Raw genomic sequence first — 14,303 nt, 5'->3', positions numbered from 1 at the left:
AAGGCGATGTAGCCGATCGTGGCGGCCGCGCTCACCCTGGCCGCGGCCTTGGCGGGGTCGTCTGCCGCCGCCGACATGCCCAGCGGGAAGCCGAGCGATGCGCCGATTCCCCACAGCGCGGCTCCGACCAGCACGAGCGGGAAGGTGGGGGCGAGGATGAACAGCAGGATGCCCGACGCTGCGGTCGCTGCGAGGATGCGCAGGACCAGGACGCGGCCGAAGCGATCCACGAGGGGACCGCCGAACAGGCGCACGACGGTCATGCCGACCGAGAACACGGCCAGGGATACGGCTCCGGTGCCCTCGGCGAAGCCGTGACCCTGTTCGGTGCCCAGGGCGATCCAGTCGTTGGCCCCGCCCTCGGCGAAAGACATGCCGAGCATGACCACACCGATGAGGTAGGTGCGGGGCTCGCGCCACGCTTCGAGCGCCGTGTGCATGCGGACGCGGAAGGCCGGCTTCTCATGCGCCGCGGGATCGAGGGCGGCCTCGCGCACCGGGACCTGGAAGAAGCAGACGATCGCGATCACGGCGATCAGCCCGCCCATGATCGCGGCGTGGGTCGCGACGTCGACGGCGAGCTGCGCGGCGAGAGCGCCGATCCCCGCACCGATGACGGTGCCGAAGCTGAAGAAGGCATGGAAGACCGGCAGGATCGTCTTGCCCATCTGCTGTTCGATCGCGGTCGCCTCGACGTTCATCATCACGTCGACCGACCCGTTGCCGAAGCCGAACAGCACCATGCCCACGATGACGACGGGGACGGAACCGAACACGTTCGCGCCCAGGCCGACCAGCACGATGCCGAGCGCGAACGTCAGCATCGTGAGGAGCATCCCGCGCCGGGCGCCCAGACGTGCCATCACCGCGGGGCCTGTCGAGATGCCGAGGATGGACGAGATGCCCATGCCGAGCAGGATCAGACCGACCTGCGCGTTGTCGAGTCCCAGCGCCTCCTTGATCCCGGGCACGCGCGACGCCCAGGTCGCGATCGAGAGGCCGCTCGCGAGGAAGATGGCGAAGATCGCCGCGCGCCAGCGCACGAACTGCGAACGAGAGAGGGCTGTTTCCATGCCGGACAGCCTATCGAATCGATTCGACCGTAGGGAAGCGCGGGGAGCTATCCTCGAAGTATGAGCAGCCAGGAGACGCCGCGTCGGCCCACGATCGCCGACGTCGCACGTGAGGCGGGCGTGGCGACCTCCACCGCATCCGTCGTCTTCAGCGGCAAGGCGAACGTGGCCGCCGCCACGAGGGAGCGCGTCCTCGCCGCCGCAGCCGATCTCGGCTATGCGGGGCCGGACCCTCGTGCGGCCTCGCTGCGACGTGGACGCAGTGGCATCGTCGCCGTGGTGCTCGAAGGGCATCTGCGTGCAGCATTCCTCGATCCCGTGACGACCGCCATGATGGACGGCCTCACCGACGGGCTCGCCGACCTGAGCGCCGGCATCCTCCTCATGCGCGACGAGCCGGGGGAGGAGGGTGCAGCCATCACCAACGCCCCCGTCGACGCCTTCGTGCTCATCGGCTGTTCCGGGCGCACGAAGGCCTCGCTCGAAGTGGTCCTCGGCCGCGGACTGCCCGTGGTCGTCATCGAAGGCGACGCCGGAGAGGGCATCCCGCGCATCACCCTCGACAACGTCGCAGCCTCCGCTGACGTCGCCCAGCACGTCTACGACCTCGGGCACCGCGACGTGGCGCTGGTCACCCTCTCGCTCGACAGCGAGCGCGAGCGCGCGCTGGTGACGCCCGAACGGGTCGAGAAAGCGACCGTCGACGTCTCAGTGCACCGTCTCGAGGGGATGCGTCAGGTCTTCCCGGACGCGCCGGCGATCTCGGCGTCCGGCAGCTTCATCGATGAGGGCGTGCTGGTCGGCCGCATGCTCCTGACCGACCCGGCCACTCGACCGACGGCCGTGCTCGCGCAGAGCGATCTGCTTGCGGTCGGCGTCATCCGCGCAGCCGAGGAGCTGGGTCTCCGCGTGCCCGAAGATATCTCCGTCGCGGGCTTCGACGGCATCGAGGTCGACGGGCTCGGCGATCTCACGCTCACGACCAGCGTGCAGCCCGCGGTCGAGAAGGGGCGCGCTGCCGGGGAGCAGATCGCCCGCATGCTGCGTGGCGAACCCGGGATCACGCAGCACCTCACCTGCGTGTTCCGAGCCGGCACCACGACGGGCCCCGTCCCGCGCTAGCGGCGTCCTCGCCGAGTGCTCAGCTGTGCTGTGAGCCGAGCGGCAGAACGCGTTCGCCGAAGTCGAGGATGCGATATCGCCCGCACTCGACGACATCGTCGGGTATCGCCGGTGTGGAGAGCTGCCACGCGACGGTCTGGGAGTCCTCGACGAGGAACGAGACTCCGTCGACGTCGAAGTCCTCGCGGTTCACCAACCATGCGTACGCGTTGAGCTCGTGATCGACCTGCACGAGGTGGCGGGGATCGGCGACATGCAGCTTCGGCAGCCGCACGGTCCAGAACTGTCCGCCGCCGATGCGGCCCGAGGCATCGACCCAGTCGGTCACGCAGGTGAGATCGGGGTCGGGCGTCGTGCTCGCCGCGACGAGCCGAGGCACGCTCAGCGCCCCGCCCACGAGCAGGAGCACGGCCGCGGTGGCCGTGAGGGCACGGGGTGCCCGGGCGGGCATCCGCGGGATATGGGGAGCGGCCACGATCACGAGCACGGGTCCGAACGCGAGCGGCTGCAGGTAACGGGCGGCGTGGGTCCCGAGGGCGATCGCCCCGACCAGGACGAGAGCGGGCATGGCCCACGCGACCGTGGCGACGAAACGGGAGCCGGTGTCTCCGACGCGTGCCGTGTTCGCGATCGCCCAGCCGACCAGAGCCCCCACGACCACGACTCCGAAGATCCCTGCGGGCGTCGCAAGGCGGTCGAGGAGAAGGCCCCCGTAGTAGCCCGCGGATTCCGTCCAGAGTTCGGGCTGGATGTAGCCGGTACCGGTGTTGGCGATCCATGCCCGAAGCGGAATGCGTCCGAGGAAGCCCAGCGCGGTGCCGATGACCAGCACGACGAGGATCGTTGCGGTGCGTGTTCGTCGTGGCGGGCGAAGGAGCATCACGAGGAGCAGCAGCGAGAGCGGAACCGTGGCCCAGGCGGCGAAGAGGGGATTCGAGAGCGTCGACACGGCGGCGATCGCCCCGAGCGCGATCAGTGCGCCGATACCCCCTGCGCTTCGGTCGAGCACGCGACGGACCAGTCCCACACAGAGGACGACGGCGACCACGGTGGCGGCGTAGTACGTGGTCGTCAGCAGCAGTGAGGCCAGCTCCAGGGCGTCTCGGGACCCCGAGAGATCGGTCATGGCGAGGATCGCGAAGGTGCCCATCCCGAGCAGCGCCCATGCGACGGGGGCTGTCCTGTCCCGCCGACGCCCTACGGCGACGCGGAGTGCACCGTAGAGGGCCAGCATGTTGACCACGGCATTCACCGTGAGCAATCCGTTCACATCGAGCCCGAGCGCGGCGTCCAGCCCGGAGAACACCGCGGACTCGGGCAGGAAGAGTACGCTCGACATCGCCCAGTCGAGGGGTGCGCCGGAGAGCAGCGACCGAGCGAACATGCCCACGACCAGGGAATCTCCGTCTCGGAACAGCAGCTCAGCGCGGGCGGATGAAGCCACCTGAGCGACGGTGATGACCGCCACGACCAGTGCTCCCGACCAGCCCGCGAGCTCTCGCACCCAGACCCGCCGCATGGGCCAACTCTCGCACGGTCGTGCAACTGTGGACCGCAGGAACCTCTCGCGCCGGTAAACTGGTCTGACACCCGCCCGCCTGTGCCGAAATGGCCGACGAGCCCTGAGGGAGCCGCGTATATGCTGATGCTCCTCGCTGTGTTCCTCCTCGGGTCGCTGCTGATGCCCGTTCTGGTGCGCTGGCTCGGAGCTCAGGCCTTCGCCATCGCCGCCCTCGTTCCGGCAGCCGCCTTCGTGCACGCGCTCGTCATGACGCCGCGGGTGCTCGACGGCCCCGTCCCGTTCGAATCGGTCGAGTGGATCCCGCAGCTGGGACTCAACCTCTCCATGGACATGGACGTGCTCGGCTGGGTGCTCACGCTGATCGTCACCGGCGTCGGCGCGCTCGTGCTCCTCTACTGCCGCTGGTACTTCTACGAGGACTCCGCGGGGGTCGGCCAGTTCGCCGGTGTCCTGCTCGGCTTCGCCGGGGCGATGTACGGGCTCGTGCTCACCGACGACCTCGTGATGCTCGTCATGTTCTGGGAAGTCACGAGCATCCTCTCCTACCTCCTCATCGGCCATTACCGTCGGCGCGCTGCCAGCCGTCGTGCCGCACTGCAGGCGCTGCTCGTGACCACGCTCGGCGGTCTCGTGATGTTCGTCGGCGTCGTGCTGCTCGTCGTCGACACGGGCACCTCGAGCATCCGCGAGATCCTCGAGCTCGCGCCCAGTGGGCCGCTCATCGATGCCGCGATCGTGATGCTCCTGATCGGGGCCATCAGCAAGTCGGCGCTGTTCCCCTTCCACTTCTGGCTTCCGGGTGCCATGGCGGCTCCCACCCCGGTCAGCGCCTACCTGCATGCGGCCGCGATGGTGAAAGCCGGCATCTACCTGATCGCCCGCTTCGCCCCGATCTTCGCGTTCAGCACGACATGGCGACCGATCGTCATCACGCTCGGCATCGTCACGATGCTGCTCGGCGGAATCCAGGCGCTTCGGGAGACCGACCTCAAGCGCATCCTCGCCTTCGGCACCGTGAGCCAGCTCGGCTTCTTCGCGATCGTCGTCGGCTACGGCACGCAGGCGACCGCCCTCGCCGGTCTCGCCCTGGTCATCGGCCACGCGCTGTTCAAGTCGGCGCTGTTCCTCATCGTCGGTGTGATCGACCGCCAACTGTCGACCCGTGACATCAGCGAGCTCTCCGGTGTCGGTCGGCAGGCGCCCGTCATGGCCACAGCGGCATTCATCTCCGTCGCCTCCATGGCGGGTATCGCGCCGACCATCGGCTTCGTCGCCAAGGAATCGACGCTCACCGCGCTCCTCGACGACGCGCAGGGCGGCTCCGCCTGGGGTCTCGTCGCGCTGATCGGGATCGTCCTCGGCTCCATGCTGACTGCGGCATATGGCGTGCGCTTCCTCTGGGGTGCGTTCTGGAAGAAGCGCGACGACCAGGGCCAGCAGCTTCCCGACACCGCATGGCCCGATCCGCCGGTGGGCTTCCTGTCCGCGCCGATCATCCTCGCGGGGGTCACCCTCGCCACCGGCATCGGCGCTCCCGCCCTGGACACCGCTCTGCAGGGATACGCCCTCACGGCGACTCCCGGCCTCGATCACTCCGGGGAAGCCGTCGAGGGCCCTGGCCACTTGGCGCTCTGGCACGGCTTCGAACCGGCGCTGGGCATCTCGATCCTGTCGATCCTGCTCGGCATCGGGCTGTTCCTGCTCACCCGCAGGACCGCCTGGGACCGCAAGGCTCGCATCCTGCGCTTCACCGCGGCCGACGTGTACTACTTCGTCATGCGCGGCGTCGACCGTCTCTCGGTGCTCAGCACGACGCTCACGCAGCGCGGCTCGCTGCCCGTGTACGTCGGCACCATCTTCGTGGTGTTCGTCGCCGCCGAGGTCACGGCGCTGATCGCGAGCGACATCGATCGGTACAACCTGTCCCTCTGGCACACCCCGGCGCAGATCGCCGTCGCGCCGATCATGGCGATCGCCGGCATCTTCGCGGTCCGTGCGCGCAAGCGCTACACCGGCGTGGTGCTGGTCTCGGTCACTGGACTCGGAATGGTCGTGCTCTTCGCGACGAGCGGCGCTCCCGACCTCGCGCTCACGCAGATCCTGGTCGAGACGGTCACGATGGTCACCTTCGCCCTCGTGCTGCGTCGTCTTCCCGCGCGCATGGGCGAGCACAACGCCTCGGTCGGGCGCATCCCCCGCGCCCTGCTGGCCATCGGCGTGGGCGTCACGATGGCCTTCGTGGCCGTCGTCGCCACCCAGTCCCGCGTCGCCGACCCGATCTCGGAGGCGTTCCCGAAGCTCGCGTACGAGATCGGCCACGGCAAGAACGTCGTCAACGTGGCACTCGTCGATCTGCGTGGCTGGGACACCATGGGCGAGCTCTCGGTGCTCGTGCTCGCCGCGACGGGCGTCGCCTCCCTCGTGTTCGTCACGCACCGCGCCGATCTGCTGGCCGCCACCAAGAACCTGCCGCGAGCCACGCGCAAGGCCGCGCGCAGCCGCCCCCTCGTCGAGACGACCGAGGGCATCCGCTTCCAGACGTCCGAGAACGAGAGCAGCCCGCGGGCATGGCTCGTCGGCGGCCAGAAGATGAAGCCCGAGAACAGGTCGATCCTGCTCGAGGTGATCGTCCGCATTCTGTTCCACACGATCATCGTGGTGTCGATCTTCCTGCTGTTCTCCGGGCACAACCTGCCGGGTGGCGGGTTCGCCGGCGGTCTCGTCGCGGGTATGGCGCTGGTGATGCGCTACATCGCCGGCGGTCGCTGGGAGCTGGGAGCCGCGGCCCCGACGGACGCGGGGCGCCTCCTCGGCACCGGCCTCATCCTGGCCGTCGGCACGGCCGTGGTGCCCCTGTTCTTCGGCCTCGCCCCGTTGACCAGCACGTTCTGGGAGTGGGAGATCCCGCTCATCGGACACATGGAGTTCGTCACGTCGACCATCTTCGATGTGGGCGTCTATCTCGTCGTGATCGGACTCGTGCTCGACGTGCTCCGCAGCCTCGGGGCCGAGGTCGACCGTCAGGCCGCGCTGCGCACCACGCCCGGTCCTGAAGGATTCCTCTCGCGGGGCGGGAGGAGCAGCTGATGGATGTCTCCCTCACCCTGATCGTCATCATGGCCATCCTCTTCGCATGCGGTGTCTACGCGATGCTGGAGCGCAGCCTGACCCGCGTGCTGATCGGCTTCCTGCTGCTCGGCAACGCCACCAATCTGCTGCTGCTGATCGTGATGGGCGTGCCGGGCAACGCCCCGTTCTTCGGTACCGAGGGCGAGATGAGCGACCCCCTCCCGCAGGCGCTCACCCTCACGGCCATCGTGATCACGTTCGCGGTCTCGGCCTTCCTCCTCGCACTGATCTATCGCTCCTGGCAGCTCGGACAGGCCGACACGGTCGAGGACGACGAGGCAGACATCGCCCTGCGCGAGCGCACCGATGCCGACGAAGACCTCATGGACGACGAATCCGAGACGGACGACGACGAGGCGACCACGGACTTCGTCGGCGTGCAGACCGCGCCGATCACGGTGCTGCACATGCGGGACCACCCCTCCATCCACGACGATGCGCCGTATGACGCTCCGACCGGTTGGGGGAGCGAACCCTCTGCTGCGGACGAGGGTCGAGAACCGCGCCCCGACGAACCCGATGACCACGACGAGAACGAGGAGGGCAGGCCATGACCGCCCTCGTCCCCCTCCTCGTCGCACTGCCACTGCTCGGTGCCGCCGTCACTCTCGTGTTCGGCCGGAACGCGCGCCTCCAGGTCGTCGTCACCGTCGCCACCCTCGCCGCCGTCTCGATCATCGCCGCCGTGCTCCTGGTCGTCGTCGATTCGGGTGCTCCGCTCGCGGTGTCGGTCGGCGGATGGCCCGTTCCGTTCGGCATCGTGCTCTATGTCGACCGGCTCGCCGCGCTCCTGGTGCTGATCTCCAGCATCGTGCTGCTCGCGGTGCTGCTCTTCTCCATCGGCCAAGGTGCGGCGGACGGCACCGACGAGACGCCGATCTCCATCTTCAACCCGTCGTACCTGATCCTCGCGGCCGGTATCTTCAACGCCTTCATCGCCGGGGACCTGTTCAACCTGTACGTCGGATTCGAGATCCTGCTCGTCGCCTCCTACGTGCTGATCACGCTGGGCAGCACCGAGTCCCGTATCCGCACCGGCGCGGTCTACATCGTCGTCTCGCTGGTCTCGTCGATCCTGTTCCTCGCCTCGATCGCCATGATCTACGGCGCGCTCGGCACGGTCAACATGGCCCAGATCGCCGAGCGGATGTCGGAGCTCCCCCAGGAGACGCAGCTGGTGCTGCACCTGATGCTCGTGGTGGCCTTCGGCATCAAGGCTGCCATCTTCCCGGTGTCGTTCTGGTTGCCCGACTCGTACCCGACCGCTCCGGCCCCGGTCACCGCCGTGTTCGCCGGCTTGCTGACGAAGGTCGGCGTGTATGCGCTGATCCGCACCGAGACGCAGCTCTTCGCCTCGAACAGCATCGACACCCTGCTGCTGATCATCGCGCTCGCGACCATGATCGTCGGAGTGCTCGGCGCCGTGGCGCAGGCAGAGCTCAAACGAATCCTGTCGTTCACGCTGGTCAGCCACGTGGGCTACATGATCTTCGGGCTCGCGATAGCGACGCCCGCCGCTATCGGCGCGACGGTGTACTACATCGTTCACCACATCGTCGTGCAGACGACGCTGTTCCTCGCCGTCGGGCTCGTGGAACGCCGAGCGGGAAGCACGTCGATCCTGCGGGTCAAGGGGCTGCTGAAGGTCGCCCCGGTCATCGCGGTGCTGTACTTCGTTCCCGCGATCAACCTCGGCGGCCTGCCACCCTTCTCGGGGTTCATCGGCAAGTTCGCGCTGTTCGAAGCTGCGGCCTCCGTCGGAACTCCGATCATGATCGTGCTGATCTTCGGCGGTATCATCACCTCGCTGCTGACGCTGTACGCGCTGATGCGCGCCTGGAACCTCGCCTTCTGGCGCGAGGAGGAGGACTCCACCGAGACCGAGGGCCGCATCTCCTACCTGGGTAACGCCCCCGCCGCCGACGAGCAGCAGGAGCGTCGCCGCATCCCGAAGATCATGACCCTCGCGACCGGAGGCATGGTCGCTGTGACCCTCGCTCTGACCGTGTTCGCCGGTCCCCTGTACGCCCTCTGCGACCGCATCGGCGCCGGACTGCTGCAGCCCGTGAGCCTCGTGCAACTGGAAGACGAGGTGGGCTGATGGCGCGTGACACCCGGCGTCACCTGTGGCGCGACATCCGCGTGCAGCTGCCGTTCCTCGCGTGGCTCGTCGTGCTCTGGATGCTGTTGTGGGCGCAGTTCACGGTGCTGTCGTTCCTCACGGGACTCGTCGTCGCGATCTTCGTCACCCGCGTGTTCCGCCTGCCGACCGTCGCGCTCTCCGGCCGGATCAACCTCTGGTACGCGGCGCTCTTCGTGGTGCAGTTCCTGTTCGCCGTGCTGAGCGGCGCCCTCTCGGTCACCGTGCAGGTCTTCGACTTCCGCCGACAGCCGGGGACGGCCATCATCGCGGTGCCGCTGCGCTACGCGGACGACCTCGTCATGACGCACGTCGCTGTCGTGTCGTCTCTGATCCCCGGGTCGCTGGTCGTGGAGACCGACCGCGACCGCCGGATCCTGTACCTGCACGTGATCGGCGTCCGGAACCTCGACGACGTGGAGAAGCAGCGTGCGGGCGTGCTGCGCTGGGAGCAGCGGGTCGTGCGTGCGCTCGGAGACCCCGCTCAGTATCGTGCCCTCAAGGCCGACGAGCGTGCGGGCCTCGGACCGACGAAGGGCGGTGCCCGATGAACATCCTCCTGCTGTTGATCATGGTGGTGTTCGGCATCGCCGCCGTGCTCGCCCTGATCCGGATCGTGCGCGGGCCGTCGATCCTCGACAGGGCCGTGGCCTCCGACGTGCTCCTCACCGAGGTGATGTGCGTGATCGGTGCGGAGATGGCCATCAACGGTCACACCCGCAACATCCCGGTGCTCCTGATCATCGCGGCCATCGGGGTGTTCGGCTCGATCGCCGTCGCCCGCTTCGTCGCGAGAAGGGACAACACGACACCATGAACGTGTTCGGTCTCATGATCCCCGACGCCGTCATCGACGTGGCGGTGCTCGTGCTCATCCTGCTCGGCGCCGTGCTGTGCCTGTCGGCTGCGGTCGGGCTGCTGCACTTCCGCGATGTGCCTTCGCGACTGCACGCGGCGACCAAGCCGCAGGTTCTCGGTCTGCTCCTCATCTGCATCGCCATCGCACTGTCGCAGCGCTCGATCGGCGGCATCCTGCTCGGGTTCGTGCTGGTCGCCCCGGTGGTGCTCATGCAGTTCGCGACCGCTCCGCTCTCGGCGCACATGGTCGGACGGCAGGCGTACCGCAACGGCACCATCGAGCAGCGCGGTCTCGTGGTCGACGAACTCGCCGAGTCGAAGCAGACCCCGCCCGCCGCCGGCTGACCTCGAGGTCTGATCCCGGGAGCCGCGCGACGGAAGGCCCGCGGGCGTCAGATACGGGCGGCGAACTCGTGGATCAGGCGTGCCGCGGGCTCGGAGTCGCTGATCAGGGTGCCGTGACCGTGGTCGGGGATCACCTCGAGGTCGGCTCCGGGGATCGCGTCGATGATCTCGCGGCACCAGCTCATCGGTGCCAGCGGGTCGCTCTCTCCGCGCAGCACCAGCACCGGGCACTCGATGCGCACGAAGGCGTCTTCCGGCTCGTGCACGATCGTTGCGCGCATCTTGCGGAAGAGGTGTGGTCCGCCGCGGAGGTACTCGCGGGCTCCACGCCAGATGACCAGCGGCCGCTCGCCGATGAGGTCGGTCAGCAGGTAGCGGGCCTGCGCTCCGATGTTGCGTGCCGCCTTGTTCACGGTGGGACCGGCGAGCACCACTCCTTCGACGAGGGACGGATGGCGTGCGGCGAGCTCGGCAGCGATCTGGCTCCCCATGGAGTGGCCGATCACGAGAACGGGACCGGAGTCCACGTGCTGGAGGTAGGCCGCGACCAGGTCGGCGTGCCGCTCCATCGTGAGGGTGCGCGTGGGCTCTGGCGCCTCCCCGAAGCCCGGCAGATCGACCGCGATGACTCGTCCATCGAGCCGCTGCACCACGTCGAGGTAGACGCTGCGCCCCATGCCGATACCGTGCAGGAGCAGGTAGGTGTGCGGTCCTTCTCCGAACGTCTCGGCGATGAGGGTCGCGCCTCCGTGCTCGAACTCCAGGAGCGTGACGGGGGTGCCCTTGGGGGCGAGGTAGCTGGTTGGCACCCATCCACGCTAGCCGAGCATCCTGGGGCAGTGCTCGGATACTCCGACCCTCGGGTTCAGTCGGCCGGGCTGAGCACCAGCGTGTCGACGGCTGCGGACTTCACCGCCTGCGTCGAGTACGCCCACGGCTTCTGGGCGCCTACCGCCCAGTCGGCGGTCTGATCGGTGTAGTGCTCGTGGAACGCGTGTCCGGAGGCACCGGTCAGGTGGTTCCAGGTCGAGGCGTCGAAGTCGGAGAGATCGACCACCATCCGCATCGACGGCACCGTCGTCGTCGCATACGAGACGCCGAGCTCCCATCCGGTCGCGTTCACGACGGACGCTCCTCCGCTCACGGGGAACGGCCCGCGATTGAACAGTGCTTCGATCGGGGCGATCCCCGACGAGCCGAGCGTGTCGCTGGTGAGGGTGATCGCGTGCAGGTCACCCCAGTTCCATCGCGAGATCGTGGTCCCCTGCAGGGCTGCGAGCTCGTCGTAGGCCTCCTCCGCCGACAGCGCGAGCATCTGCTCCATCCCGTCGACGTCGAGCTGCTCGTTGGTCCAGAGCGGGTCGGACGGATCGGTCAGCATGGCGGAGACGACCGTGAACAGGCGCCCCTGACCATCGATCGGGAGGGGCTGCTCGCGCTCGGCGAAGATGTTCTGCACCAGGTTCGACCACAGCACGTTCGCATAGGCGGCGGCCGCCGACGATGCGCTGTTCTGACCGTCCCAGGCCTCCAAGAGGTCGACGGCATCGGACGCGCCTGCCCCGGAGACGTCGACCTCGGCCATGGCGGTCGCCAGCTGCGTTCCGATCCACATCTCGTTGTCCATCTGGATGTCGCGCATGTCGTCGGGGGTCAGCGGGGCGACCGCCGTCCGCCGTTCGATGAGGTGGGCGATCCGCGCCGCCCGGTAGCCGTAGTCCCAGTCGCGGGAGAGGAAGTAGGCGTAGTCGTCCGTCACGATCGCGTTGTTCGCGGTGACGATGTACCCCGAGTTCGGGTTGTACGACACCGGCAGCTCCTCGAACGGGATGAAGCCCGTCCAGTCGTAGCTGCTGTCCCATCCGGGCTGGGGCATCCATCCGTCGCCAGCACCGCGGATGGGGAGGCGGCCGGGGGCCTGGTATCCGATGTTGCCCTCGGTGTCGGCGTAGATGAGGTTCTGCGCCGGCACGTCGAAGAGCGACGCGGCGTAGCGGAAGTCATCGAAGTCCTGCGCGGTGGAGAGGGCGAAGATCGCCGTCGCGGCCGTCCCGGGATCGAGCGCCGTCCACCGCAGGCTCACGGCGTACTCGGCGTCCTCCGACCCGGGGACGGGAGTGGTCGGCGCGGAGGCCTCGACGCCCAGCGCGGGCTCTGGGTCATCGGCGATCTCCGTGAAGTCGTCCGTGAGTCCGGAGATGATCGGGCCGTGCACGGTGGAGCGGATGGTCAGATCGATGTCATCGCCGCCGGCGACCTTGATCGTCTCCGTGCTCTCCTCCAGCGGCACCAGGGCTCCGTCGCGCCAGTACTGGTCGCCCTCGACCCGCTCGACGTAGAGGTCGGTGACGTCGGTGGTGAGGTTCGTGAACCCCCACGCGACCTTCTGGTTGTGGCCGATCACGATGCCGGGCAGCCCGGAGAACGAGAAGCCGCCCACATCGAACGGGCACTCCTCGTCCACGGTCGAGCACTTCAATTGCACCTGGTACCAGACCGAGGGGAGGGAGGCTCCGAGGTGCGGGTCGTTCGCGAGCAGCGGCATCCCCGTCTCGGTGAGGTCTCCGGAGACGACCCACGAGTTCGAGCCGATGCCCTCGCCCACGTCGCCGACCAGCACGCTGGCGGCCTCGATGACGTTCGAGGTCTCCTCCCAGTCGATGGTGGTCGACGCCTGCTGCGCCTCACCCTCGGTCTCGCCGGGGGTGAAGGCTGCGGGTTCCGCTCCCGTGCCGAGCGCCGGAACGGTCGAGATCTTCGGGACGATCACCGGGTTCTCAGCGAACGGGTACTCGGGGTAGAGCTTCGCCAGCATGTCCGCGGTGGTCGCGGCATCCGGGGCATTGCCGTCGGTAGCGGTGCTCAGCTCGGCGGCGAGGAGCGATCGCTCGGTCTCGTCCTCGATGTTGCCGCGGAGATCCCAGGCCATGGCCTTGAGCCAGGCCACGGAATCGGCAGGTTCCCAGGGCTCTGGGGCGTAGTCGGGGTTCTGCAGTCCGATCACGGCGTACTCGAGCGAGAGCTCGGCACCCGAACGCGAGGCCAGGTAGGCATTCACCCCATCCGCATACGCCTCGTAGTAGCCGCGGGTGGTGTCGTCCATGGCCTCGACCTCGGCCTCGGCGACCTTGCGCCAGCCGAGGGTGCGGAGGAAGGCGTCGGTTCCGGCCTGCGACTCCCCGAACATCTCGGCGACCCGTCCGGACGTCACGTGGCGGCGGAAGTCCATCTCGAAGAAGCGGTCCTGCGCGTGCACGAAGCCCTGGGCGTAGAACAGATCGTCCGTGGAGTCGGCGGTGATCGTCGGGATGCCGCGGTCGTCGCGCTGCACGGTGACCTCGGCCTGGAGGCCGTCGAGCTCGATGGATCCGTCGGTCTGCGGGAAAGAGCGCTGGATCGTCCAGGTCACGAAGAACGCGGCAGCCACGGCCACCACGACGATCGCGGCCACAACGAGGAACGCGACGCGTCCGATGCGGACACCCAGCGAGGGGCGTGAGGGTGCGGCGGGCTCCTGCGAATCGGTCATCATCGTCGAGAACTCTTTCGGGTAGACAGGTGGAACTCAGTCCCACCGAGCCCCGGTGCGCGTGTCAGGGTCGCGCCTTCGCATCATATCCACCTCCGCGCTCGCCGCGAGGTGTTCCGCCGCGAGCGCCCGACCGATCACCCGATCAGGCTCGGCTGCAGATCCCGCAGCGTGCGGCGGTGCGTCATCCGGGTCACCCCGATCATCGCGAGCAGCAGCGCACCGACGAGCCAGACTCCGAGCACTGCCAGATCCCACCCGGCCCGCGCGTAGTCACCGCCGTACATCAGCTGGCGCATCGCATCGACCACGTATCCCAGCGGCAGCACATGATGAAGGGCGGCGAGTGGTGCCGGCAGCGTCTGCCAGGGGAAGGTCCCACCGGCCGTGACGAGCTGCAGCACCATGAGCACCAGCCCGAGGAACTGTCCGACCGAGCCGAGCCACACGTTCAACGCGAGGATGATCGCCGTGAAGGTGGCCGACGCGAAGATCATCACACCGAGGGTTCCGAGCGGGTGGTCGAACGTGAAGCCGAGCGTGACGGCGAGGATTCCCATGAGCCCGAGCATCTGCACCGCGCCG

The 14,303-nt window shown here is 68.3% G+C and carries 12 protein-coding genes; 7 read left to right on the top strand and 5 right to left on the bottom strand.

Annotated features, from left to right (window positions below):
• Positions 1-1,073: MFS transporter (locus DSP71_RS00555; RefSeq protein WP_258546186.1), on the bottom strand; the 1,073-nt coding region annotated here is incomplete at its 3' end.
• A 60-nt stretch (positions 1,074-1,133) separates the two neighbouring features.
• On the opposite strand from DSP71_RS00555, the gene DSP71_RS00550 reads away from it, so the two are divergent.
• Positions 1,134-2,195 carry a LacI family DNA-binding transcriptional regulator gene (locus DSP71_RS00550; protein ID WP_113680101.1) on the top strand — a complete coding sequence of 354 codons (1,062 nt, stop codon included), beginning with the start codon at positions 1,134-1,136 and terminating at the stop codon, positions 2,193-2,195.
• A 19-nt stretch (positions 2,196-2,214) separates the two neighbouring features.
• Here the strand turns inward: DSP71_RS00550 and DSP71_RS00545 are convergent, their stop codons facing one another.
• Entirely contained in the window at positions 2,215-3,714 is a 1,500-nt protein-coding gene (locus tag DSP71_RS00545) for a hypothetical protein (protein ID WP_113680100.1), read from the bottom strand.
• A gap of 120 nt (positions 3,715-3,834) precedes the next feature.
• Between DSP71_RS00545 and DSP71_RS00540 the strand changes: the two genes are divergently transcribed.
• The 6 genes from DSP71_RS00540 to mnhG are packed head-to-tail and all read left to right on the top strand — an operon-like array spanning position 3,835 to position 10,189.
• Positions 3,835-6,804: a Na+/H+ antiporter subunit A gene (locus DSP71_RS00540; protein WP_113680099.1), complete on the top strand. Its 2,970-nt coding sequence runs from the start codon at positions 3,835-3,837 to the stop codon at positions 6,802-6,804.
• Positions 6,804-7,400: a Na(+)/H(+) antiporter subunit C gene (locus tag DSP71_RS00535; protein ID WP_046748038.1), complete on the top strand. Its 597-nt coding sequence runs from the start codon at positions 6,804-6,806 to the stop codon at positions 7,398-7,400. The genes DSP71_RS00540 and DSP71_RS00535 overlap by 1 nt, the downstream gene beginning before the upstream one ends.
• Positions 7,397-8,947, top strand: coding sequence for a Na+/H+ antiporter subunit D (locus DSP71_RS00530; RefSeq protein WP_045262651.1), 1,551 nt, complete (start codon positions 7,397-7,399; stop codon positions 8,945-8,947). Before DSP71_RS00535 ends, DSP71_RS00530 begins: the two co-directional genes overlap by 4 nt.
• Positions 8,947-9,537, top strand: a complete 591-nt coding sequence (locus DSP71_RS00525; RefSeq protein ID WP_113680098.1) for a Na+/H+ antiporter subunit E — start codon at positions 8,947-8,949, stop codon at positions 9,535-9,537. The genes DSP71_RS00530 and DSP71_RS00525 overlap by 1 nt, the downstream gene beginning before the upstream one ends.
• The gene (locus DSP71_RS00520) at positions 9,534-9,803 is read left to right on the top strand and encodes a monovalent cation/H+ antiporter complex subunit F (RefSeq protein WP_021200077.1); all 270 of its coding nucleotides are present in this window, start codon (positions 9,534-9,536) and stop codon (positions 9,801-9,803) included. Before DSP71_RS00525 ends, DSP71_RS00520 begins: the two co-directional genes overlap by 4 nt.
• Positions 9,800-10,189, top strand: coding sequence for a monovalent cation/H(+) antiporter subunit G (gene mnhG, locus DSP71_RS00515; RefSeq protein WP_046748040.1), 390 nt, complete (start codon positions 9,800-9,802; stop codon positions 10,187-10,189). Before DSP71_RS00520 ends, mnhG begins: the two co-directional genes overlap by 4 nt.
• 47 nt (positions 10,190-10,236) lie before the next feature.
• Here mnhG and DSP71_RS00510 read toward each other — a convergent pair whose 3' ends face one another.
• The 3 genes from DSP71_RS00510 to DSP71_RS22825 form a co-directional block, all read right to left on the bottom strand.
• Positions 10,237-10,998: an alpha/beta fold hydrolase gene (locus tag DSP71_RS00510; protein ID WP_046748041.1), complete on the bottom strand. Its 762-nt coding sequence runs from the start codon at positions 10,996-10,998 to the stop codon at positions 10,237-10,239.
• 56 nt (positions 10,999-11,054) lie between these two features.
• The gene (locus tag DSP71_RS00505) at positions 11,055-13,718 is read right to left on the bottom strand and encodes a penicillin acylase family protein (protein ID WP_113680097.1); all 2,664 of its coding nucleotides are present in this window, start codon (positions 13,716-13,718) and stop codon (positions 11,055-11,057) included.
• Positions 13,719-13,855: 137 nt separating this feature from the next.
• Positions 13,856-14,303: YhgE/Pip family protein (locus DSP71_RS22825; RefSeq protein WP_258546185.1), on the bottom strand; the 448-nt coding region annotated here is incomplete at its 5' end.

This window comes from Microbacterium sp. H6, assembly GCF_003314775.1.
Lineage (GTDB): Bacteria > Actinomycetota > Actinomycetes > Actinomycetales > Microbacteriaceae > Microbacterium > Microbacterium oxydans.
This window is presented reverse-complemented; position numbering and strand designations above follow the sequence as displayed.